A 22,581-nucleotide genomic window follows, 5' to 3' on the forward strand; every position below is an offset into this window, starting at 1 on the left:
CAGCTGGGGTTTTCTATTCGCCGGCTGGAGCTTCAGATCCCCATGTTGGCCAGGCTCTGCAGGATATTGCGCAGGGTGCCCGCCAGGGTCGGATGGCTGGCCTCGAAGCGCTCCACCGCCAGGTTGACCCCGTCGATCAGCGTTGCATCGGGCGCGGCAGCGGCTTGGCGGGCCAGCTGCAACTCGATCTCCTGAGTCAGCACGTACAGCGAGGCGCGCTCCTCCTCACTCAGCGGGGGATCCTGTGCCAATTGATTGCGCAGGTCTTCCAGTTGCTGCTGCAGACGGTTTGCAGGCATAGGGTTCTCCCTTTTCGAATAGGCAAAAGCATTGACCCTGCGCATCCGCGAAAGGTCCCTGCCTGCCTTCAGGGTAATCCAAGCGTGGCGCCTTTGCCTGCCCTGGCTCACGCTTTCCCGCCGGCCTTAGAGGTGCGGCGGCGCAGTTGCCCAGCCTCAGGGTTTCTCGCCCTTGTGTCGCCGAGCGCTCAGGTCGTCCAGGCAGGCGGGCAGATCGGTCAAATGGTCGATCACCGAGTGCACGCCGAGACGGTACAGCCTGAGGGTCGCCTGGCTGCGCAGGCGGTCACGCTCGTCGCCGTTCAGTGCGCGCCAGTCGGCGGGTGCCAGGCCGCAGAGCGGCCCGCAGGCAGCCAGGCCGACGGTCCAGAGGCCGGCGTTGAGCCCGGCCTGGAGCAGGCGCGGCTCGCCGCTGATCAGCACGCAGCCCGCCAGTTGCTCCACCTGCAGCTCGACCAGCATCTGCCAGCAGGCGTCAGGGGCCGGCCAGGGGCGACCGTTCGCGTTTGGGCCAGCGCCGTGCAGCCAGTCTGGCAGGTGCTTCGCCAGGCTGGCGCTGGCGTCGCGCGGCAGCTCGTCAAGCCAGGCGCAGGGGATGTCCTGCTGGTGCAGCTGTACTAGCAGCTCCTTTGCCCCGGGCGTGTACTCGGCATGTTCACTGGCCGCCTCGCCAAGGGCTCGATGGTAGGCGAGTAGCTCGTCGCCCTGCGGCGAGCGGCCGAGCAGTTGTTGCAGGTTGTTCGGCACGTCAGAACACGCTGGGTACAGGCGCTGCAGGGCCACCGGGATGGTGCGGGCGCCAAAGTCGACCAGGCAGCCGGACAGCCCGAACAACAGGGCGGAGAAGGGGGCGGGGCGGGCAAGCGGCGGCATGGCGGTCGACTTCGATAAGGGGCTGCGCCAGGCTAACGAGTGGAGATGACGAGGCGATGACTGGCTCGTGACAGGCGCCGCCTTATTGGCCGGTAGCGGCAGGGCTTGGCACTTAGCGGAGAGTCACTCCGCTATGCTGCCTATATCCGGTTGCAGGCTTTATACTTCGCGGCTGCTACCAGGGCCGCCTGCTGACCGGCCTCCGTTTTTTCTCAAGGAGCGATTGCAATGTATGTATTCGGAACGAACTGGATTGAGCGCCTGGGCCGATTGCTGGTCTGCGTCGGCTTGGGGATGCTTCCGCTCGTCACGCAGGCGGCCGAAGAGGATCCTTGGGAAGGCGTCAACCGGGTGATCTTCCGCTTCAACGACACAGTCGATACTTACGCGCTCAAGCCTCTGGCCCAGGGCTACCAGGCGGTTACCCCCGAGTTTCTCGAGGACGGCGTGCACAATGTCTTCGGTAACCTCGGCGATATCGGCAACCTGGCCAACGACCTGCTGCAAGGCAAGTTTCATGATGCCGGCGTAGACACGGGGCGGGTGATCTTCAACACCACGTTCGGCGTGCTCGGTTTCTTCGACGTGGCCACTCGCATGGGCCTGCAGCGCAATGATGAGGACTTCGGCCAGACGCTGGGCGCCTGGGGCTTGGGGAGCGGGCCCTATATCGTGCTGCCGCTCATGGGTCCAAGCACCATTCGCGACGCTGCCGGCAAGTTGCCGGACTCGTTCCTCGAGCCCTATCCCCATATGAGCCATGTGCCCACGCGCAACCTGACCCGTGGCGTCGATGTCATCGATACCCGCGCCAGCCTGCTGTCGGCGGAGAAGCTGATCAGTGGCGACAAGTACCTGTTCATCCGTAATGCCTACCTGCAGAATCGTGAGTTCAGGGTGCAGGACGGACAGGTCGAGGACGACTTCTAGCGTCCACCTTGGCGCGGCGTTGAAAACAATAAAGGCGGCCCGTGGCCGCCTTTATTGTTTGGGCGCAAGCGCCGAGGCTTCAGTTCATTGAGATGATCGCCAGGCCGAGCGCCTGGCGGCCGTCCTCCAGTTGACTGACCCGCACCACTTCGGCTTGCGCATCCAGGCCCTTGAGTTCGTTGTGCTCCGAGGCGATATGCACCCGGACCTGGTCGCCCATGTTCAGCGTCGATCTGGCCTCCAGTTGCATGCCGGTGCTCGACAGGTCGAGGCACAGCGCGGGAATTTCCTGGCCGGCATGGTGCAGTGTGACCGGCGCTTCCAGTCGCATGCGGATGTAGTCGCGTTTTTCACTGTAGGCACGATCACTTTGGCTCATGGGACTATCCTCTTGTTATGGCGCTCTCCTGTCGCCCTTATAACCTTGGCCGATTTGGGGTGTAAAGTCGCGTTGCGATGATCGGCGTGCGCTTGAATCGGGCAAAGGATGGGAGTACCGTCTGCGCCTTAACGCAAACCGAGTATGCGCGGGCAGGCTGCGGCCTGACGTCTACGTCCACTCATCCCCGGCGCAGTTTGCCTGGATATCCCATGCACAGAACCAGTGCCACGCTGCTGATCATCGACGACGACGAAGTAGTGCGAGCGAGCCTCGCGGCCTACCTCGAAGACAGCGGCTTCCACGTCCTGCAAGCGGCCAACGGTCTGCAGGGGCTCGAGGTGTTTCAGCGCGAGCAGCCCGACCTGGTGGTCTGCGATCTACGCATGCCGCAAGTCGATGGGCTGGAGCTGATCCGCCGGATCAACGCGCTGGAAGTGGAAACCCCGGTCATCGTGGTGTCCGGCGCAGGGGTGATGACCGATGCGGTCGAGGCTCTGCGTCTCGGTGCCGCCGACTACCTGATCAAGCCCCTGGAAGATCTCGCGGTGCTCGAGCACTCGGTGCGTCGCGCCCTGGATCGTGCTCACCTGCGCCAGGAGAACCGCCGCTACCGCGAGAAGCTCGAGGCGGCCAACCGCGAGCTGCAGGCCAGTCTGCACCTGCTGCAGGAAGACCAGAATGCCGGGCGCCAGGTGCAGATGAACATGCTGCCGGAGACGCCCTGGAAGGTCGATGGATTGCAGTTCGCCCATCAGATCATCCCGTCGCTCTATCTGTCCGGCGACTTCGTCGATTATTTCCGGGTCGACGAGCGGCGTGTGGCCTTCTACCTGGCCGACGTCTCCGGTCACGGCGCGTCCTCTGCCTTCGTCACCGTGCTGCTCAAGTTCATGACCACGCGACTCTTGTACGAGTCGCGCCGCGGCGGCCGCCTGCGCGAATTCAAGCCCTCGGAAGTACTCACGCATATCAACCGCGGCCTGATCAACTGCAAGCTCGGCAAGCATGTGACCATGCTCGGCGGGGTGATCGATGAGCAGAGCGGCGAACTGAACTACAGCATCGGCGGCCATTTGCCGTTGCCGGTGCTGTTCAGTGAGGGCCAGGCCCAGTACCTGAGCGGTCGTGGTTTGCCGGTTGGCCTGTTCGAGGAGGCCGACTACGCCGATCACAAGCTCAAGCTGCCGGAGTCCTTCAGCCTGACGCTGCTGTCCGACGGGATTCTCGATCTGCTGCCTGGTGAGACGCTGCAGGAGAAGGAGACCGCGCTGCCCGAATTGGTGGCCTCGGCGGGCGGCACCCTGGAGGGGTTGCGTCAGGTGCTCGGGCTGGCCAATCTGGCGGATATGCCGGATGATATCGCCTTGCTGGTGTTAAGCAGGAACCTTGCATGAATCCTGGGATGAACCCCGGTAGAATCCAGTTCGCCGAACAAGACGGTACTTTCGTCCTGAAGTTCGTTGGTGAAGTGCGCCTGACCCTCTGTTCGGCGCTGGATGCCACCATCGAAAAGATCTTCACTGCGCTGAACTTCTCGGCCATCGTCATCGACCTGACCGAGACGCGCAGCATCGACAGCACCACCCTGGGATTATTGGCGAAGTTGTCGATTCTCTCGCGGCAGAAGATCGGCCTGTTGCCCACCGTGGTGACCACCCATGCGGACATCACCCGTCTGCTGCAGTCGATGGGCTTCGATCAGGTCTTCAATATCGTCAACAAGCCAATTCCCTGCCCGGAATGCCTGGCCGACCTGCCATCACAGGATCAGTCCGAAGAGGTGGTTCGGGCCAAGGTCCTGGAGGCGCACCGCATCCTCATGGGTCTCAACGAGTCCAACCGCGAAGCCTTCCACGATCTGGTCAGTGCGCTAGAGCACCACTGAGAGTTCATCGCCTGAGTTCGCTGCGGGGCGCCTGATGCAAGTCGGCGCCCCGCAGTGCATTCAGGCGAGGTTGGCGAGCAGTGCTTCCAGTTTTTCTTGGTCGCGGGCGAACAGGCGAATGCCCTCGGCAAGCTTTTCCGTGGCCATGGCGTCCTCGTTGAGTGCCCAGCGGAACTGGCTTTCGTCGAGCGACTGACGCGCCTCGGCCGGTTTGCCGCCGCTCAGTTTGCGTTCGAGAGGGCTCTGCTCGTCAGCCAGTTGCTGCAGCAGGTCGGGGCTGATGGTCAGTCGATCGCAACCGGCCAGCTGCTCGATCTGGCCGAGGTTGCGGAAACTGGCACCCATCACCACGGTCGAGTAGCCGTTGGCCTTGTAGTAGTCGTAGATGCGCGTGACCGACTGTACGCCGGGGTCTTCCGCGCCGACGAAGTCGCGGCCCTCGGATTTCTTGTACCAGTCGTAGATGCGCCCTACGAATGGCGAGATCAGGAACACACCGGCTTCGGCGCAGGCCTGGGCCTGGGCGAAGGCGAACAGCAGGGTCAGGTTACACTGGATGCCGGCCTTCTCCAGTTGCTCGGCCGCGCGGATGCCTTCCCAGGTCGCGGCGATCTTGATCAGCACCCGCTCGCGGCCAATGCCCGCCTGTTCATAGAGCTCGATAAGCCGCTCGGCGCGACGCAGGGTGGCCTGGGTGTCGAACGACAGGCGGGCGTCCACCTCGGTGGAGATGCGCCCTGGAATCACCTTGAGGATCTCCTGGCCGACCGCCACGGCGAAGCGGTCGCAGGCCAGCCCCAGGTCGCCGTTGCTGGCGGCGACGGCGCCGCGCAGCAGGTCGGCATAGCGCGGCATGGCCGCTGCCTTGAGCAGCAGGGAGGGGTTGGTGGTGGCGTCGACCGGCTTCAGCCGGGCGATGGCGTCGAGGTCACCGGTATCGGCGACCACGGTGGTGAACTGCTTGAGTTGATCCAGCTTGGAGGTCATGACACAGCCTTGTCGTTGCAGATGTCACGACCTTACCCGAGCCGCCGGGGCGGCTCAACGGCGACTAGTGACCTTGCAGCAATTGCGCGGCCTGGTCGAACAGCGCCAGCGGTTCGGCGGTCTTGTGGATGTCCACCGACAACAGCTGGCGGAAGCGCCGCGCGCCCTTGAATCCCTGGGCCAGGCCGAGCATGTGGCGGGTGATGTGGTGCATGCTGCCGCCTTCGGCCAGGTGCGCGGCGATATAACCGCGCATCGACTGCATGGCCTCGAAACGGCTCAGCGACGGCGCCTCGGCGCCGAACAGCTGCTGGTCCACCTGAGCCAGCAGGTAGGGGTTGTGGTAAGCCTCGCGGCCGAGCATCACGCCGTCGAAGGTCTGCAGGTGGTTCCGGCACTCATCCAGCGTCTTGATGCCGCCGTTGAGGATGATCTCCAGGTCCGGGAAGTCGCGCTTGATCTGCGCCGCCACGTCATAGCGAAGCGGCGGTATTTCGCGGTTCTCCTTGGGCGACAGGCCGGAGAGGATGGCAATGCGCGCATGCACGGTGAAGCTCTCGCAGCCGGCTTCGCATACTTGGCCGACGAAGTCGCGCAGCTCGGCGTAACTGTCGCGACCGTCGATGCCGATGCGATGCTTGACCGTCACTGGAATGCTCACCGCATCGCGCATCGCCCTGACGCATTCGGCGACCACCGCCGGATGGGCCATCAGGCAGGCGCCGATCATATTGTTCTGTACCCGGTCACTGGGGCAGCCGACGTTCAGATTGACCTCGTCGTAACCGGCATCCTCGGCGAGCCTGGCGCAGGCGGCCAGATCCGCCGGCACGCTGCCGCCCAGCTGCAAGGCCAGTGGGTATTCCGCTGCGCTGTGGCGCAGGAAACGCGCGCTGTCACCGTGCAGCAGGGCGCCGGTGGTCACCATCTCGGTGTAGAGCAGGGTGTGCCTGGACAGCTGGCGCAGGAAGAACCTGCAGTGCCGGTCAGTCCAATCCATCATCGGTGCCACGGAGAAGCGGCGGGACAGCGCAGGGCGCGTGATTGCTGGTGTTGAGGCTGATTCTAGAGGCATTGGTTCAGGTCAATTGAAGGCCGAAAAGGCTTGTTTTTGCCCATTTTTGCGCATGTGGTGCTAAAATTTAGCACTGGTAAATGCATTTTTAGCACTGGTGATGAGCGATATGGGAACGATCACTCGGCGCATGAACAAAAGCGGGCAGACCAAGTACACGGTTCAGATTCGGCTGCGCCGCAAGGGAGTCATAGTCTACCAAGAAAGCCAGTCCTTCGACCGTAAGCCGGTTGCCCGCGCCTGGATGATGAGGAGGGAGGCCGAGCTTGCGTTGCCCGGTGCTCTCGAAAAGGCTTCGCGGGAAGATGTGCCGCTCAAGAAAATCATTGAGCGCTATCTGGAGGAGTACGAGCTGATCCGCCCGCTCGGAACGACGAAGCGAGCCACCTTGAAGGCGATCAGTGGAACCTGGCTAGGCCAGGTCGCTGATGTCGATCTGACAAGTCAGAAGCTGGTTGAGTACGCGCAATGGCGAATGGGCAAGGAGGGCGGCGGCGTTCAGGCCCAGACCGTTGGGAACGATCTCGCACACCTTGGCGCGGTCCTGTCTGTCGCTAAGCCTGCCTGGGGGTATGAGATCGACGCGAGCGCTATGACTGATGCGCGCAAGGTGCTGCGTAAGCTGGGTATGGTGACTCGGAGTCGAGAGCGTGATCGGAGGCCGAGCGGGGATGAGTTGGACAGATTGCTTGCCTACTTTTTCGATCTCCAGGCACGCAGGCCTAGCGCGATACATATGCCCAAGGTCATAGCTTTTGCGATCTTCTCGACGCGTAGGCAGGAGGAAATTACGCGGATTCGCTGGGCGGATCTGGATGAGCGGCGGCGGGCGGTGCTTGTTCGGGATATGAAAAATCCTGGGCAGAAGATTGGTAATAATGTCTGGTGTCATCTGCCGGAGGAGGCTTGGCAGATTATTCATAGCATGCCTAAGTCTTGCCGAGAGATATTCCCGTACTGCTCGGACTCAATTTCTGCGGCCTTCACTCGCGCCTGCAAGTTTCTGACTATCAAGGATCTGCACTTCCATGATTTACGCCATGATGGTGTGAGCCGGCTGTTCGAGATGGATTGGGATATACCGAGGGTCGCGAGCGTATCAGGGCATCGCGACTGGAACTCCATGCGTCGTTATACGCATTTGAATGGGCGAGGAGATCCCTACAAGAATTGGCCCTGGTTGGAGAAGATCATCGGAGCCCCTGTAGTACTGGGTGCGCGGGTGGCGCCTGACGCTCCTGAAGACCGAGGGGGGGCGCTTCAGGCGAGGCGCCGTCGATCCATCAACTGATCCTGCTCTCTGATTGCAGCCTCTCGCTGTCTATCGATGTAGGCAGCGAGATCCTCCAGGTGCACGCCAAGGTTGGCCTTCTGCGAATTTGCGCCCAGTCGCATCACTGGAAGGTCTATTTCTCCCATCAGGCGCTTGCGTTTGAACTTGTCTACCGAAAGGCCAAGGAAATCTCGGCATACCCATTCGATAGGAATTACGGCCTGTCCGTCGTACTGAGCCATCAGCAAAAACAGTGTCTTCATTGCCCCATGCCATAGCGCCATTCCAATGGATTCAGCGTATTGGCGCTAGGTCTGATGGCAAACAAGCTACTTCGTAGTTGGGCGCGAAGGAGCGAGTGACGCCTTGGGCGGCGTCGGCGCCGTTGGTGAAACGAGGCGCCAACAGCTCGGTAAATCGTTATTGCAACCAGCTTTCGACGACGTCGGCGCCGAATTCTTCTTTCCAAGCTTTCAAAACTTTGTGGTTGCCGCCTTTGGTTTCAACAACCTCGCCGGTCTTAGGATGCTTGTAGCGTTTAACTTGGCGAGGACGGCGCACGCCGGAGTCCTGTTTGCTGAGCTTGCCGATTTTGGTTTGCGGATCGAGGATAGCAATGATGTCGCGCAGGCCTTTGTCGTACTTCGACATCAGGGTGCGGAGTTTTTCCTCGAATTCCATTTCCTTCTTCAGGCCACCGTCTTTCTTGAGAGCGTCCAGCTCTGCCAGTTGAGCGGCCAGTTGCTGTTCAAGGGCGCGAAATTCGGCAAGCTTCGACATTTTATGTGCTTCCTTTTATATGGCTGATTTGAGTATCAACTATAACTCGATTCCACGACTGTTGCAGACGATGGAGGCGAGGGTTGCCGCCGGTTTTCAAGATCGTAGCGGTGGGCAGAAATATCACCCTTGAGGAGGGGCAGGCTGCCTCTATTGCGCTCGCGTCTTCGGCACAATGCCAACTTGCATCCCAAATGGATTGAACACGCTATTCAGGGTCTGCACGGTTGGATTTGACTCGTCATGCTCCAACTGACGAAGGGCACGCAGGGAAAGTTTGCACATCTGCGCGAAACGGGCCTGCTGCAATCCGGTGATTTCCTTCCGCAACTTGCGCACAGCCTGGCCGATGCTCAACTCGCCCGACGCCAGTTGGGTCTGTATTTCGCTCAGAATACGGTTGCGCTCGATGATGTCCATTCAGACAAGCCCCCATCGGCTGAGTCGTTGCTGGAGGTTTCGCAGCGCAATACGTGGATGATTCATGGTGGAGTTTGGCAGCCCCTGATCGTTCAGTAGGTCGGGAAGGGCGAGGAAGTTGTGCGCTGCGTCTCTGAGCCTTTCATATAGAACATCTGCGTCGGTCCATTGCGCCAGTGCGGCACAGGCTTGGCGCCAGTTAACCTCGCCGGCAATCTCTATAGGTTGAGGCCATTTTGTAGTGCGAGTGATGCCTTCATCATCCATCACCATGGGGGCAAGGTCGTAGATGGGGGCGAGCTTCAGGCCAGTGCGGTTTCGCAATATTGAAGTATTGCGGCCATGGTTGTCCGAATTGCCAAGGATCTGGTTGAGTAAGTCGCGCTGCAGATACTCAAAGATCATGTCACCAACTTGCGCGCCTTGCCCCGTCTGCTGCCACAGCCTGACCAGGTGCTTCAGGGCGTCGGTATGCAGTAGGTAACTGCCCGGCACGGTTACTCCTGCCAGTGAGTACAGGGACTCCATGGCGCTGCGCTCTACACCAGCGGCACTAAGACGACGGTCAAAACGACGCATCCACAGGCTAGGCTTGCGGCCTTCCTCTAGAGCCAGACCTTCGGCGGGTACGGTATCCAGGCCAAGCCGCTGGACGGCCCTGTAGAAGCAGAACTCGCTACGCAGTATGTCTTGGTCGGTCTGTCTAGCCTGGTTACGCGCGAACTTCACGAACCAGTGACAGGTCGCATAGGCATCCGGCAGAGCCGCATCCAGATGCAGGGCACCTTCTCTGTCTTCAGTCAGTAACAGTTTGGGCGCTTCGCCACCCGCGCCTGTGGCGCCACCGATAGCCGCACCCTGCTCGTAGGCGTATTCCAGAAAGCGCGAATCGCGGTTGATTACATCTTCGCGAGAGAAACCCAGCAGCGGATTTCCTTGAAGTGCTAATGCCGCCTCCTTGATGCGCAGGTTGCCCACCGGCGCCGGGGCGCACCGACTCAGCAGGAATAGATCCAGTTCCAGATTCTCGGGTTTCTGTTTGCCCAGACGCTGGAGTAGGAAGCGGCGTGCCGCCCCTGCGGGCAATATGTCGTGAAGGAATGCGGGAGCCGGGGTGCCCCGATAGGAGTCCCAGCCCAATGGCACTGTGGCGCTAACTGCATGCTCAAGGCGGCTGCCCATGTGCTCCAGCGTCTCAAGCAGATATGTCTGCTCATAGCCAAAAGAACACGCACCTGCCAGACCCACCTCGGGCTGCTCGAAGTTGAGGTGCATGGCGTCGTTCCAGGCATGACCACTGTACAGTTGCAGGGTGAGAGAGTGCATATGGACTCCGGCACTTTAATGCCGTTAAGGCTACTGGTTGTCGCGAATAAAGGCAATAAAATGCCTTAAATCACTCCATTACCAGGTCTTAAGAGCACTTTAGTGCCGATTCATTTGGGGCTGATCAAGTAGCGATTTCCATGTTTGATCGCAATGGCTGGCTTGCGACAAAGCGTTCAGCTTCAAGAAGTGGACTCCGTGTTGGCTCTCCTGAACACCCGATCCCTCGCCATGAAGGCCTCCAGCATGTGCGGAATCAGCGTCAGGGCATCGACCTCTTCGCCATAGGCTTGCGAGTGCAGCGCCGCGTAGCGCTCGAGGTCGGCCTTCAGGCTGGCGGGGCAGGTGAAGGTCAGCTTCAGGTTCTCGGTTTTCGGCAGTGGGCCGAGACGCAGCTTGGGCGTGCTCATTGCGGATTCCTCTGGTGAGGGGAGAAAGGCTGGTAGGGACGCAGCACCAGATCGCGGCTGACGATCACCCGTAGGGGCAAACCGGGGCGCTGGGTCAGCGTGGGTTGGATATCGAGGTTGCGGCGGGTGACCTCCTGGCCGACCTGGTTCACCGTGTCCTGCAGGCTGTCGCGTCCGGCGATGATGATGCGGTCGCCGTCGGTGCGACTTTCAGGCGCCGCTAACTCGGCACCGATTCCCAGCAGGCTGGTCATGGCTGCGCCGGCGACGATTCGGTCCCAGTGCCAGTCGACGCCATCCTCCAGGCCGGCATAGCCGGCGGTATCGCTGCCGACCAGGTTGTCGAGCTGGAAAGACGAGGTATCTGGCAGGATCACCCGCTGCCACACCACCTGCACGCGACTCTGCCCGTAGCTCACCTGGCTGTTGTAGCGGCCTAGCAGGCGTGCGCCCTGGGGGATCAGCACATGCTGGCCGGTGGCGCTGTCGTAGACCGGCTCGGTCACCGTGGCGATGACATCGCCGGGCAGGTCCGACTTGATGCCGGTGACCAGCGCCGCCGCAATGACGGTGCCGGCCATCACCTGGTAGGGCGACTCGGGCATCTGCAGAGATCCTGAATTACGGATTTGTGCATTTACGGATTTACTGAGAAACGCCTCGTTCTGCTCCTGCCGGTTTTGTGTTCCAGCTGCTCCGGCTGCCGCGGCTGGCGACGCCGCACCCAGGATCTCCGGCTCGAGTGGGGTGAACCCAGCGGATGCGACGTTCGACTTCCGTGCACTGCCGGTCTGGAAGAACACCGAAGACAACGCCGCCTCCTCGGCCTCCTTGAGCCTGGCCAGGCGCTCGGCCTCGGCCGGGTCGGGACCGGCCTGGCGGTAGTCGTAACCCTGCACCTGCTGTTCCGCCCTGAGGATCGGGCCGCCCAGGTCGCCGGGCAGCGGTGGGCCCAGCTGCGGTATTTCCGGCGTGGCCGGTGGTGGCAACTGCGAGTAGTCCGCCGGCAACTGCTCCAGACCCTCGGATCGCGCCACGCGGTCGACGTTGTACAGCTCGGCCTGTTCTGCGCCCTGGCGGCGCGGCTGCGGTTGCAGCGACCACAGCAGGGCGCCGAGCACCGCAGCGGCCAAGCCGCCGGCGAGCAGCGCCAGTATGCGCGGATTGAGACGAGTTACGGGGCGCGGTTGCGCACGCAGTTCCAGCGCCTCCGGTGCCTCCTTGGGCGGCACTGCAGGGGCCGCGCTGTGGATGTCGTCCTTGGCACTCATGCTCAGGGCCTCCGTGCCACGCCGTCGGTGCGCTCGATCCGCACCACATCGCCCTGGTCGGCGCCCAGGCGCAACTCGGCGGCACCGAACAGGCGGTCGACGATGTAGTAGGGCGAGCGGAAGCGGTAGTTGACCAGCTGCCCGTCGCCTTCCGGGCCGAGCACGAACAACGGCGGCAGCTCACCCTGGGCGATGCCGGCGGGGAACTGGATGTACACCTTCCTGCCATCATCGAAGGCGCGCAGCGGTTTCCACGGCGGGTTACTGCCACTGATCCCATAGCGAAAGCGCAGCTGTTCCAGGGCCAGGCCGGCATCCACCGGCGCGGCCGCCTGGGCTGCGCTGGCGCGGCGCTGCAGGGCGAGCATGTGGTCCTTGGGGTAGTCCCAGGACACCGAGGCCATCCAGGTCTGCTCGGTGGAGGTCAGCTCGAGCAGGTAGGTACGGCGCGTGGTGGTGATCACCAGGTTGGTCTTGAGGTCGACCCGGGTCGGCTTGACCAGCACGCTGGTGCGTAACGCCTCGCCGCTGCCGCTGGTGGTGTCGCCCACGATCCAGCGCACCGTGTCGCCGGCGGCCACGGTGACCAGCTCCTCGCCGGCCTGCAGGTTGATCGCGGTGACCCGGCCGGGGCTGGTGTACAGCTGATACAGCGCGCCCTCCGAGTAGGGCCAGACCTGGATGGCGTTGATATAGCCCTCCCGGCTCGGCGCGACCCGGGCATCGCGGTTGGCCCGGGAGACCCGCACACGCTCATCGGCCGGCTCCTTGGCTGGCTTGCCCGCCTGGGTATCCGACAGTGGCTTGAGCTGCGCCGGCAAGGCCAGCGGCTTGGGCATCTCCACCACCTCGATGGGCGTGGGTGGCTCCGGCAGGCGCTGCGCCTCGACCGGGTCGTCCAGGGCAATCACTGGCGGCTCGTGGCTGGCGCAGCCGGCCAGCATGCTCAGCAGTAAAGGGCAGACGCAGAGGTTCAAGGCAGTCTTCATGGTTTCTTGGCTCCTTCCGTAGTGTCCAGCTCACGGCTCCAGGACAGGCCGTTGACGTAGATGCCCAGCGGGTTGCGGCGCAGCTTTTCCTCGGTACGCGGCGGCTGCAGTACCATGGAGATCACCGCCGTCCAGCGCTCCAGTCCAGCGGCCGCGCCGTTGACGAAACGGCGTTCGATCCAGCGCACCTGGAACGAGCTGTCGCTGGCCCGCACCACGCTGGTGATCTCGACCGTCACCGACTCCTTGCCGACCCGGGCGAAAGGATCGTGGGTGCGGGCGTAGTCGTTGAGGGTGGCGGCGCCGCGGTCGGTGGTGAAGTGATAGGCCTCCAGCCAGTTCTGCCGCACCACCACCGGGTCGATGGACAGGCCGCGCACCAGCTCGATGAAGCGCGCCAGGTGGTGGGCGATCTGCGCATCCTGGGGCTGGTAGGGGCTGGCCGCCTCGCCAACGGCGCGCACCTGGCCGAGCTGGTTGACCTCCACCACATAGGGCGTGATCGTCGACTGGGCCGCGCGCCAGAGCAGCCCGCCGGCCATCAGCAGGGCCAGGCCCAGGCAACCGAAGGCCATAAGTCGCCAGTTGCGCGCCTGCGCCAGGCTGCTGCCCAGGCGTCGATCCCAGGCCTGGGCCGCCGCCTGGTAGGGCGTAGTCGGTTGCGGGCTGTCGCCGTAGCGCACCCGTGGACGTTTGAAGCGCATCCTCGTTCTCCTTTACGTGTTCGATGGGTCGCGTACCTGCGGCCCGGGGGATGAGCCACCGCCATCTCCACCGCGCAGGCTGTGGGCGACGGTGGTGGTGGCTTGGTTGAGCTGTTGCCTGCGCTGCAGGCGCCGGGCCCAGTCGGGCGGCTTGGCGGGAGCAGTCGATGGGCCGGCAGACGCCGCCACACTGGCGCCAGTTGCAGCAGGCGTTGCCGCATCTGGCGTCATACCCGCGGCCAGGGGCTTGGCGCCGCCCATGGCCAGACGCGCCGCAGCGGGGGCCATACGGGCGCCGGCCAGCACGGCGCCGCCGACGCCCGCCGCCACCGCGGTGGCGCCCGCGGCCATGCCGGTAGCCGCGAGGGCGGTACCGGCCGCGGCACCGGCTCCTAGTTGCGGGGCACCGGAGACCAGGCCGGTGGCGATGCCCGGGCCGAAGATGCCCAGGCCGAGCAGTGCCAGGGCGGCGAGCATGACCACCTGGGCATGGTCGATGGAGGGCTCGTCGGGCACGGCCTGGAACTCGGCGAACAGCCCGCTGCCGATGCCGACGATCACCGCCAGGACCAACACCTTGATGCCGGAGGCCACCACGTTGCCCAGCACCTTCTCGGCGAGGAAGGCGGTCTTGTTCCACAGGGCGAAGGGCACCAGAACGAAGCCGGCCAGCGTGGTCAGCTTGAACTCGACCAGGGTGACGAACAGCTGAATGGCCAGGAAGAAGAAACTGACGATCACCACCAGCCAGGCTAGAAACAGCACCAGGATGCTGTGCAAGTTTTCGAAGACTTCCGGAAATCCGCTGAGCATGCTGATCTGCTCGAGCAGCGGGGCTCCGGCATCGATACCGATAGCGGCCAGCCGTCCTGGTTTCAGGAATTCGGCGGGGCTTAGCGCGGATCCTGCCGCCAGTAACCCTAATCCGGCGAAGGAGTGGAAGATGATCTTCGCCAGTGCGTTGAAGTTGCCGATGATGAAGGCGAAGGCGCCGACGTAGAGGATCTTGCGGATCAGCTTGGCGCTGACGTCCTCGCCGCCCATGGCCCAGAACAGCCCGGCCAGGGTCATGTCGATGGCCACCAGGGTCAGGCTGAGAAAGGCCACCTCGCCGCCGAGCAGGCCGAAGCCCGTGTCGATGTATTGACCGAACACCGCGAGGAAACGGTCGATCACGCTGACGTCGTTCATGGCACGGCCTCGTCGAAGCTTGGCGGTATGGCTGGCAGATCAGAAGGGCGGAGAAATTCGCCGGGCAGGACGCAGCCGGAATAGAAACGCTCGCTCAACGAAGCCTCTGGCCTGGCGTCATGGGCGCCATCGCGATCGCCGCAGGCGGCCAGCGCGAGCAGCAGTGGCAACAGGACGGGGGCTTTCATCACGCCACCCTCCCTACCGATAGAACTGCACGGGGTAGGGCGTATAGGGGGTGCCGCTGCCCATAAAGCGCCGGCGCAGTTCGCGCGCCTCCTCGGCGGCCGCGGCCTGGCGGGCCAGCTCCAGGGCGATCGCACGGTTCTGGGTGATCTGCAGCTGCTGGACCTGGATCGACTGCTTGGCTTGCAGGGCCAGCAACTGGTTGGTGGCCTGGGCCGCCTGCAGGGCGCCGCCGGCGGCCTGGCTCTGGTTGACCAAGTCGGCCAGTACGCTCTCGTCCTGGGCCAGGTTCTGCGCGACCTGGGCCTGCACGCGCATGGCGGTGTGCAGGCCGTCGAGGCCCTGCCGCCAGCGTTCGCGTGCCTCCTGGGCCATGCGCTGGCCGCTGACGTCACGCGCATACTCGGCGGGATAGAGGCGGGCGAACTCCCGGTCCAGGCGCTGCACCTCGAAGGCCAGGCCCTGGGCTTCGGCCAGCAGGCGTTCGGTGTTGGCCAGGGTCACGCGCAGGCGGTTGACCACGTTGTAGTCCAGGCGCGCCAGGTGGCGGGCCTGGTTGACCAGCATCTGGCTTTCGTTCTGCAGCTGGCAGACCTGGTTGTTGATCAGCTCCAGGGTGCGCACCGCGGTCAGGGTGTTCTGCACCAGATTGGTCGGATCGATCACGGTCACGGCGTTGGCCGGTTGCAACGCCAGCAGACCCAGGGTCAGCAACGTGACGACAGGTGAAAGACGGATAGGCAACTTCATGGCAGGCACTCCTTGCGTGGTGGGATATGGGAAGCAAGCAGCTCAGCGGCCCAGTCCAGGCCGCGGTGACGCAACCAGGCATCAGCAAAATCGGCTGTACCTGACTCCTGCAGAGTCCGGTCGATCTCGCGCTGCTCGGCCGGGCTGGCAGAGGCGGCGAAGGCCAGTGCGACCGGACCCAGGTCGAGGTCGAACAGGCGGTTGCCCAGGCGCGACTGGTAGTAGTAATCGCGCTTGGGCGTGGCCTGGGCGATGATCTCCAGCTGCCGGTCGTTGAGGCCGAAGCCCAGGTAGATGCCGCGGATCTGCGGCTCGCCGGCCTGGGGGTTGGGCAGGAAGAGGCGGCTGGCGCAGGACTCGATGATCGCCGCGGCGATGCTGGAGTCCTGGATGTCGGCCAGGGACTGGGTGGCGAAGATCACGCTGACGTTCTTCTTGCGCAGGGTCTTGAGCCACTGGCGGATGCGCGCGGCGAACAGCGGGTCGTCGAGGAACAGCCAGGCCTCGTCGAGGATCAGCAGGGTCGGGGCGCCGTCGAAGCGCTCCTCGAAACGGGCGAACAGGTAGCTGAGCACGGCGGCTACCGCCGCCTTGCTGTGCATCAGCTCCTCCATCTCGAAGCACTGCACGTCGGCCATGCCCAGGCGGTCCGCATCTGCGTCGAGCAAGCGGCCGTGGGCACCGCCCAGCACATAGGGTTGTAGCGCCTGGCGCAGGGCGTTGTCCTGCAGCAGCACCGACAGGCCGGTCAGCGTGCGCTGTGCCACGGGGGCCCCGGCCAGGCTATCCAGCGCCGTCCACAGCGCGGCCTTCTGCTCCGGGCCGACGGCCACGCCTTCCTGCAACAAGCGCGCCTCCAGCCACTCGGCAGCCCAGGCGCGGTAGCCGTTCTGGTCGATGCGTGCCAGGGGCTGGAAGGCCAGGTCGCCATCGCCGCCCAGGTCGTAGTGCTCGCCGCCCAGACCCAGCACCGTCGCGCGCAGCGAACGGCCCATGTCGAAGAGGAACAGGCGCGAACCCGGGTAGCGGCGAAACTGCAGGGCCAGGGTCGCCAGCAGCACCGACTTGCCCATGCCAGTGGGGCCGGCCACCAGGGTGTGGCCGACGTCGCCGACGTGGGTGACCAGGCGAAACGGTGTCGCCCCGTCGGTGCGGGTCACCACCAGTGGCGGGCCGTCCAGGTGTGCGTTGCGCGCCGGCCCGGCCCAGACTGCCGAGACCGGCAGCAGGTGCGCCAGGTTGAGGGTGGAGATCAGCGGCTGGCGCACATTGGCGTAGGCGTTGCCGGGGATCGACGACAGCCAGGCCTCCACCGCGTTGAGGTTTTCGGCAATGGTGACGAAGCCGCGGCCCTGGATCACTCGCTCGACCCGGCGCAGGTTCTCCTCGGCGACCTGGGCGTCATGGTCGCTCACCGTCACCGTGGCCGTCACATAGCCGAAGGCGACCTGGTCGGCGCCCAGTTCCTGCAGCGCCGCATCGGCGTCGCCGGCCTTGTTCGCCGCATCGCTGTCCAGCAGCGGGCTTTCCTGCTGGAAGATCGCCTCGCGCAGCAGCGCCAGCACGCCCTTGCGCTTGGCGAACCACTGGCGGCGCAGGCGCAGCAGTTCCTTCTCGGCCTCGTCCTTGTCCAGGCAGATGAAACGGGTCGACCAGCGATAGGCGAAGCCCAGGCGGTTGAGGTCGTCCAGCAGGCCCGGCCAGGTCGAGGTGGGAAAGCCGCGTACCGTCAGCACGCGCAGGTGCTGCTCGCCCAGGCGCGGCGCCAGGCCGGTGGTCAGCGGGCAGTCGGCGAGCAGGGCGTCGAGGTGGAAGGGCACCTCGGGCACGGCCAGCCGCTGGCGGTGGGTCGACACCGTGGCGTGCAGGTAGCTCAGCGTCTGGCTGTCGTCGAGCCAGGCGAGCTCCGGCATCACCCCGTCGAGCAGGTCGAAGAAGCGCTCGCTCTCGGCGACGAAGGCGGCCAATCGCTCGCGCCAATCGACGCCACGCTGCTCCCGGTGCTCATAGAGCAGGCCGGCGGCGCGGGCGCGTGACTCCTCCGCTGGCAGGTAGAGCAGCGTCAGGTGATAGCGGCTCTCGAAGTGGCTGCCCTGGGCCGCGAAGGTCGCACGACGTTCCTCGTCCACCAGCCAGGACAGCGGCTCGGGAAAGTCGCTGTCCGGGTAGTCGGCGGCGGCCAGGCGCTCGGCTTCGATAAACAGCGCCCAGCCGGAACCGAGCCGGCGCAGGGCGTTGTTCAGGCGCGCCGTGGTGGCCAGCAACTCGCCCTGGGTGGCGCTGTCCAGGTCCGGCCCGCGAAAGCGCAGGGTGCGCTGGAAGGCGCCGTCCTTGTTCAGCACCACGCCCGGGGCGACCAGGCCGGCCCAGGGCAGCCAGTCGGCGAGCTGGGCGGGGCGCCGTTGGTACTCGTTGAGATTGAGCATGGCGGCGCTCCTCACACGTCCAGCAGCGCGGGCTGCTTGATATGGCGGGCGAACACCTGGAGGAACTGCGGGTCCAGCCGGGCGCCCCAGACCGCCAGGGAGTGGCCGACCAGCCAGAGCAGCAGCCCCGGGAGCCACAGCTGCAGGCCCAGGCCGACCACCGCGGCCAGGGTGCCGTTGAGGATCGCCACGTTGCGTGGGGCGCCGCCGAGCAGGATCGGCTCGGCCAGGGAACGGTGCAGCGGCACCTCGAAACCGGGGATGAGTTCGTGGGCGCCGTTCATGCGACCAGCGCCCCGCCGGCGAAGCTGAAGAAACTGAGGAAGAACGAGGAGGCGGCGAAGGCGATCGACAGGCCGAAGACGATCTGGATCAGCTTGCGGAAGCCGCCGCTGGTGTCGCCGAAGGCCAGGGTCAGGCCGGTGGTAATGATGATGATCACCGCGACGATGCGCGCCACCGGACCCTGCACCGAGTCGAGGATCGACTGCAGCGGCCCTTCCCAGGGCATGCCGGAGCCGGCGGCGAACGCCGGCAGGGCAGTACTCAGCAGCAGGGCGCCCAGCAGCAGGGCGCGGGCGGTGCGTTGGCGTACAGCGACGCGGGAGTGGAGGGGACTCATGGTTGATCTCCTGAGGCAGTGGGTAGGGCAGGGAGGTGGTCGAGGGTGTCGATGGGCTGCAGGCGATAGCCGCGTGGGTCGTGACCGACCACCCGGGCGATCTGCTGGACCCGGCGGGCGCGACCTCGGCCGGCGAGGAACACCACGAGATTGACCGCCTCGGCGATCAGCGCCCGTGGCGCCGCCAGGGCGACCTCGAGGATCAGTTGCTCCAGGCGCAGCAGGGCGCCCTGGGCGGAGCCGGCATGGATGGTGGCGATGCCGCCGGGGTGGCCGGTGCCCCAGGCCTTGACCAGGTCCAGTGCCTCGCCGCCGCGCACCTCGCCGACCACCACCCGGTCGGGGCGCAGGCGCAGGGTGGTGCGCACCAGGTCAGCCATGCTCACCACGCCGGGCTTGGTGCGCAGGGCGACGTGGTCGAGGGCCGGGCACTGCAACTCGACCGTGTCCTCCAGCACCAGCACGCGGTCGCCGCTGCCGGCCACCTCGGCGAGCAGGGCGTTGGCCAAGGTGGTCTTGCCGCTGCTGGTCCCGCCGGCGACCAGGATGTTCTGTCGGTCACGCACGGCGTCGCGCAGGTACTCGGCTTGTCCGTAGGTGAGGATGCCGTCGGCCACGTACTGCGCCAGGGGGATCACCCCGCCGGCGCGCTTGCGCAGGGCGAAAGTCGGCCCGGAGGCCACCGGCGGCAGCACGCCTTCAAAGCGCTCGCCGCTCGAGGGCAGCTCGGCACTGAGCAGCGGCTGGCCGCGATGCACCTCCGCGCCGATGTGGGCGGCGACCAGACGGATGATCCGTTCGCCGTCGGCGGCCGGCAGGTTGCCCAGCCTGGATCGGCCGCTGGAGAGGCGGTCGAGCCAGAGGGCGCCGTCGGGGTTGAGCAGCACCTCGACCACGTCCGGGTCGTCCAGGGCCGCGGCGATCAGCGGGCCCATGGCCGTGCGCAACATGCGCGTGCGGCGATCCAGGGAAGCGGCCGCTGCGCTCAGAACGCTGGAAGAGGCGGCGGTCATGGACGCTCTCCCGTGGCCCGAGCCTCCGGCTGAGCCTCCTCGTGCACCTCCCTGACCAGGCTACGGCCGCGCTGCAGGTGACGGCCCAGCTGCTCGACGAACTGGCCGAAGCGCAGCTTGCCCTGGGCCCTGGCCGCTTCCTGATGGGCCTCGGGCACCGGCGTGCTGACCGTGAGGTAGTAGCGCACGTAGAGGGCGAGGGTCTCGATCAGGATGTGCTGGTCGCGCTCCAGCCGCTCGAACTGCCGCGACAGCCGATCCAGGCGCTTGGCCATGGCCACCTCGCGCCGCTCGCCGGACTCCGGCGACAGCCAGGCCGCCAGCGCCGCGGCGATGATCGAGGACTTCGACACACCCTTGCTGATCGCCAGTTCGTTCAGGCGCTTGGCGTGCTCGGGTTGGATGAACAGATTCAGGCGGGCTCGGCTCATAGGGCTATTCCGTCGTCAGGGTCGAGGGCGGCCAGTCGCGCCGCGCGCTGCAGGCGCGGATCGGGCTGGCTGGGAAAGGGCGGTGGGACGTCGTCCTCGTCGAGCAGCAGCAGGTCGCCGGCCAGCTCGTCGTGCTCCGGCAACGGCACGCTCTGGGCCAACTCGGGCTGGCGGCGGGGGCCGCCTTCCTCGACTGAGTTGGTGTCGGTCCAGCCAACCGGTGAAGCGTCAGCGGCCGCAGGCACAGCCAAGCCGCTCCAGTCGTCCGCCCGTGGCGCCGGGGCATCGGCATAGCGGCCGGGCTGCAACTGCGGTGCCGGCAGCAGCCGGCGGCGGAAGTTGGTGTCGCTGAAGTAGCGCAGCTTCTTCGCGCGGATCGGCGCGTGGCCGGAGAGCATCACCACGGCCTCGTCGCTGGGCAGCTGCATCACCTCGCCCGGGGTCAGCAGCGGCCGCGCCGTCTCCTGGCGCGACACCATCAAATGGCCGAGCCAGGGGGCCAGGCGGTGGCCGGCATAGTTGCGCTGAGCGCGTAGCTCGGTGGCGGTGCCCAGGGTCTCGGAGATGCGCTTGGCGGTACGCTCGTCGTTGGTGGCAAAGGTCACTCGCACATGGCAGTTGTCGAGAATCGAGTGGTTCTGGCCGTAGGCCTTGTCGATCTGGTTGAGCGACTGCGAAATCAGGAAGGCGCGCAGCCCATAGCCGGCCATGAAGGCCAGGGCCGACTCGAAGAAATCCAGGCGCCCCAGCGCCGGGAACTCATCGAGCATCAACAGCAGCTTGTGCTTGCGCGCGATGCCGTCGGCGCCATCCAGGGACTCGGTCAGGCGCCGGCCGATTTGGTTGAGGATCAGGCGGATCAGCGGCTTGGTGCGGCTGATGTCCGAGGGCGGCACCACCAGGTACAGCGACAGCGGATGCTCGGCCGAAATCAGGTCGGCGATGCGCCAGTCGCAGCGTGAGGTGACGGCGGCCACCGTGGGGTCGCGATACAGGCCGAGGAAGGACATGGCCGTGGACAGCACGCCGGAGCGCTCGTTCTCGCTCTTGTTGAGCACCTCCCGCGCGGCCGAGGCCACCACCGGATGGGGACCGTCGCCCAGGTGGGGCGTGCTCATCATCCGCTGCAGCGTCAGCTCGAAGGTGCAGGCCGGATCGGAGAGGAAGTTGGCGACGCCGCGCAGGGTCTTGTCCTGGCCGGCGTAGAGCACATGGAGGATGGCGCCGACGAGGAGCGCATGGCTGGTTTTCTCCCAGTGGTTGCGCCGCTCCAGAGCGCCCTCCGGGTCGACCAGGATGTCGGCGATGTTCTGCACGTCGCGGACCTCGTGGGTGCCGCGGCGCACCTCGAGCAGTGGGTTGTAGGCCGCCGAATTCGCATCGGTGGGGTTGAACAGCAGGCAGTGGGAGAACCGCGCGCGCCAGCCGGCGGTCAGGCTCCAGTTCTCGCCCTTGATGTCGTGGATCACCGCCGAGGCCGGCCAGGCGAGCAGGGTGGGTATCACCAGGCCGACGCCCTTGCCCGAGCGCGTCGGCGCGAAGGCCAGCACATGCTCGGGGCCTTCATGGCGCAGGTACTGCTCCTGGAACAGGCCGAGGAACACGCCGGCCGGCCGGGTCAGACCGGCCTGGCGGACTTCATCCGTCTCGGCCCAGCGCGCCGAACCATAGGTGGTGACCCGCCGCGCCTGGCGGGCGCGCCAGAGGGCCATGCCGATGGCCACTGCCAGCGCCAGCAGGCTGCTGCAGGCGGCGATGGTGCCCCCGACGTTGAACACCTCCGGGGCATAGGCATCGAAGACGAACCACCACTCGAACAGGCGCCAGGGGTGATAGACCGGCGTGCCCAGCAACTCGAACCAAGGTGCACCCAGGCGCGCCTGATAGCCGAGCGCCGCCGCCGTCCACTGCGTGGCACTCCATACCCCGAAAAGGGTGATGGCCAACACCGCCAGCACCTGGCCGTACAGCACCGTCGTTGCTTGCATCCTTGCCCCCAACCTCTCCGACAGAACTCACGGCACGCATGGGTGCCGCGGGCGAGAGGTTCGGCATTGGCGGGGAGGGGGTCAAAGACCGTTTCGTGGCTGATTAGGGCCGAGGTGACAACAATTCCAGCTAGGGCTTGGCTGGGAGGAATTCAGCGAGGCATTGCGCAGAGGGGGATGCTCGTCATTGACTCGCCCGTCGTGCACGATTGGATGGAGTCCTTGTGGTAACAGGCAGAAACCGGCCAGAAGCGGCCCTTCGACAATGGTGCTTCCGCCCCATTTCGGTCGCTCGCAGAAGCCGGTGGACAAGAAAGCGTTGTCCACCCTACATAGCCATCAAGTCCGCGTAGGGTGGAAGGCCACCCCG

General features: G+C 65.1%; 26 protein-coding genes. 4 read left to right on the forward strand and 22 right to left on the reverse strand.

Features of this window, described 5'->3' with window-relative positions:
• Positions 1-32 precede the first annotated feature (32 nt).
• Both LPB260_RS13750 and LPB260_RS13755 read right to left on the reverse strand, forming a co-directional pair.
• Positions 33-299, reverse strand: coding sequence for a DUF4404 family protein (locus tag LPB260_RS13750; protein WP_208709539.1), 267 nt, complete (start codon positions 297-299; stop codon positions 33-35).
• Between the two features lie 156 nt (positions 300-455).
• Positions 456-1,172: an HAD family phosphatase gene (locus LPB260_RS13755; RefSeq protein ID WP_208709541.1), complete on the reverse strand. Its 717-nt coding sequence runs from the start codon at positions 1,170-1,172 to the stop codon at positions 456-458.
• 228 nt (positions 1,173-1,400) lie between these two features.
• Between LPB260_RS13755 and LPB260_RS13760 the strand changes: the two genes are divergently transcribed.
• Positions 1,401-2,102, forward strand: a complete 702-nt coding sequence (locus LPB260_RS13760) for a VacJ family lipoprotein (RefSeq protein WP_208709543.1) — start codon at positions 1,401-1,403, stop codon at positions 2,100-2,102.
• Positions 2,103-2,181: 79 nt separating this feature from the next.
• On the opposite strand, the gene LPB260_RS13765 is transcribed toward LPB260_RS13760, so the two are convergent.
• Positions 2,182-2,481 (reverse strand): PilZ domain-containing protein, encoded by a 300-nt coding sequence (locus LPB260_RS13765; RefSeq protein ID WP_208709546.1) that lies wholly within the window; start codon positions 2,479-2,481, stop codon positions 2,182-2,184.
• Between the two features lie 212 nt (positions 2,482-2,693).
• Between LPB260_RS13765 and rssB the strand changes: the two genes are divergently transcribed.
• Both rssB and rssC read left to right on the forward strand, forming a co-directional pair.
• The gene (gene rssB / locus LPB260_RS13770) at positions 2,694-3,878 is read left to right on the forward strand and encodes a two-component system response regulator RssB (protein WP_208709547.1); all 1,185 of its coding nucleotides are present in this window, start codon (positions 2,694-2,696) and stop codon (positions 3,876-3,878) included.
• An 8-nt stretch (positions 3,879-3,886) separates the two neighbouring features.
• Positions 3,887-4,369, forward strand: a complete 483-nt coding sequence (gene rssC / locus LPB260_RS13775; protein WP_208710219.1) for an anti-sigma factor antagonist RssC — start codon at positions 3,887-3,889, stop codon at positions 4,367-4,369.
• 60 nt (positions 4,370-4,429) lie between these two features.
• Here rssC and tal read toward each other — a convergent pair whose 3' ends face one another.
• On the reverse strand, positions 4,430-5,356 hold the full coding sequence (tal, locus tag LPB260_RS13780) for a transaldolase (protein WP_208709549.1): 927 nt from the start codon (positions 5,354-5,356) through the stop codon (positions 4,430-4,432).
• 64 nt (positions 5,357-5,420) lie between these two features.
• Complete coding sequence (gene dusA, locus LPB260_RS13785; RefSeq protein WP_208709551.1) at positions 5,421-6,431, reverse strand: tRNA dihydrouridine(20/20a) synthase DusA; 1,011 nt, start codon at positions 6,429-6,431, stop codon at positions 5,421-5,423.
• A gap of 109 nt (positions 6,432-6,540) precedes the next feature.
• Between dusA and LPB260_RS13790 the strand changes: the two genes are divergently transcribed.
• Complete coding sequence (locus tag LPB260_RS13790) at positions 6,541-7,722, forward strand: tyrosine-type recombinase/integrase (protein ID WP_208709553.1); 1,182 nt, start codon at positions 6,541-6,543, stop codon at positions 7,720-7,722.
• Here LPB260_RS13790 and LPB260_RS13795 read toward each other — a convergent pair.
• The 17 genes from LPB260_RS13795 to LPB260_RS13875 form a co-directional block, all read right to left on the reverse strand.
• Complete coding sequence (locus LPB260_RS13795) at positions 7,692-7,967, reverse strand: pyocin activator PrtN family protein (RefSeq protein WP_074915953.1); 276 nt, start codon at positions 7,965-7,967, stop codon at positions 7,692-7,694. The two genes, LPB260_RS13790 and LPB260_RS13795, sit on opposite strands and share 31 nt — an antisense overlap.
• A 157-nt stretch (positions 7,968-8,124) precedes the next feature.
• A complete protein-coding gene (locus LPB260_RS13800) occupies positions 8,125-8,484 on the reverse strand; it encodes a histone-like nucleoid-structuring protein, MvaT/MvaU family (protein ID WP_208709555.1) in 360 nt (119 codons plus the stop codon).
• A 150-nt stretch (positions 8,485-8,634) separates the two neighbouring features.
• Positions 8,635-8,904 (reverse strand): helix-turn-helix domain-containing protein, encoded by a 270-nt coding sequence (locus LPB260_RS13805; protein WP_208709557.1) that lies wholly within the window; start codon positions 8,902-8,904, stop codon positions 8,635-8,637.
• The gene (locus tag LPB260_RS13810) at positions 8,905-10,230 is read right to left on the reverse strand and encodes a type II toxin-antitoxin system HipA family toxin (RefSeq protein WP_208709559.1); all 1,326 of its coding nucleotides are present in this window, start codon (positions 10,228-10,230) and stop codon (positions 8,905-8,907) included. It abuts the gene before it with no gap.
• Positions 10,231-10,412: 182 nt separating this feature from the next.
• Entirely contained in the window at positions 10,413-10,640 is a 228-nt protein-coding gene (locus LPB260_RS13815; RefSeq protein WP_208709561.1) for a DUF2274 domain-containing protein, read from the reverse strand.
• Complete coding sequence (locus LPB260_RS13820) at positions 10,637-11,911, reverse strand: TrbI/VirB10 family protein (protein WP_208709563.1); 1,275 nt, start codon at positions 11,909-11,911, stop codon at positions 10,637-10,639. The genes LPB260_RS13815 and LPB260_RS13820 overlap by 4 nt, the downstream gene beginning before the upstream one ends.
• Before the next feature lie 2 nt (positions 11,912-11,913).
• Complete coding sequence (gene trbG, locus LPB260_RS13825) at positions 11,914-12,900, reverse strand: P-type conjugative transfer protein TrbG (RefSeq protein ID WP_208709565.1); 987 nt, start codon at positions 12,898-12,900, stop codon at positions 11,914-11,916.
• Positions 12,897-13,604, reverse strand: a complete 708-nt coding sequence (trbF, locus tag LPB260_RS13830) for a conjugal transfer protein TrbF (RefSeq protein WP_208709567.1) — start codon at positions 13,602-13,604, stop codon at positions 12,897-12,899. Before trbF ends, trbG begins: the two co-directional genes overlap by 4 nt.
• 12 nt (positions 13,605-13,616) lie before the next feature.
• The gene (trbL, locus tag LPB260_RS13835) at positions 13,617-14,795 is read right to left on the reverse strand and encodes a P-type conjugative transfer protein TrbL (RefSeq protein ID WP_208709569.1); all 1,179 of its coding nucleotides are present in this window, start codon (positions 14,793-14,795) and stop codon (positions 13,617-13,619) included.
• Positions 14,792-14,983, reverse strand: coding sequence for a hypothetical protein (locus tag LPB260_RS13840; RefSeq protein ID WP_208709571.1), 192 nt, complete (start codon positions 14,981-14,983; stop codon positions 14,792-14,794). Before LPB260_RS13840 ends, trbL begins: the two co-directional genes overlap by 4 nt.
• A 13-nt stretch (positions 14,984-14,996) precedes the next feature.
• A complete protein-coding gene (trbJ, locus tag LPB260_RS13845; protein WP_208709573.1) occupies positions 14,997-15,731 on the reverse strand; it encodes a P-type conjugative transfer protein TrbJ in 735 nt (244 codons plus the stop codon).
• Positions 15,728-18,157 (reverse strand): conjugal transfer protein TrbE, encoded by a 2,430-nt coding sequence (gene trbE, locus LPB260_RS13850; protein ID WP_208709575.1) that lies wholly within the window; start codon positions 18,155-18,157, stop codon positions 15,728-15,730. Before trbE ends, trbJ begins: the two co-directional genes overlap by 4 nt.
• 11 nt (positions 18,158-18,168) lie before the next feature.
• On the reverse strand, positions 18,169-18,441 hold the full coding sequence (locus LPB260_RS13855) for a VirB3 family type IV secretion system protein (RefSeq protein WP_208709577.1): 273 nt from the start codon (positions 18,439-18,441) through the stop codon (positions 18,169-18,171).
• Positions 18,438-18,779, reverse strand: coding sequence for a TrbC/VirB2 family protein (locus LPB260_RS13860; protein ID WP_208709579.1), 342 nt, complete (start codon positions 18,777-18,779; stop codon positions 18,438-18,440). The genes LPB260_RS13855 and LPB260_RS13860 overlap by 4 nt, the downstream gene beginning before the upstream one ends.
• Positions 18,776-19,792 (reverse strand): P-type conjugative transfer ATPase TrbB, encoded by a 1,017-nt coding sequence (gene trbB, locus LPB260_RS13865; protein WP_208709581.1) that lies wholly within the window; start codon positions 19,790-19,792, stop codon positions 18,776-18,778. Before trbB ends, LPB260_RS13860 begins: the two co-directional genes overlap by 4 nt.
• On the reverse strand, positions 19,789-20,223 hold the full coding sequence (locus LPB260_RS13870) for a CopG family transcriptional regulator (protein WP_208709583.1): 435 nt from the start codon (positions 20,221-20,223) through the stop codon (positions 19,789-19,791). The genes trbB and LPB260_RS13870 overlap by 4 nt, the downstream gene beginning before the upstream one ends.
• Entirely contained in the window at positions 20,220-22,211 is a 1,992-nt protein-coding gene (locus LPB260_RS13875) for a conjugal transfer protein TraG (RefSeq protein WP_208709585.1), read from the reverse strand. The genes LPB260_RS13870 and LPB260_RS13875 overlap by 4 nt, the downstream gene beginning before the upstream one ends.
• Positions 22,212-22,581 lie beyond the last annotated feature (370 nt).

It is taken from the genome of Pseudomonas sp. LPB0260, assembly GCF_013388395.1.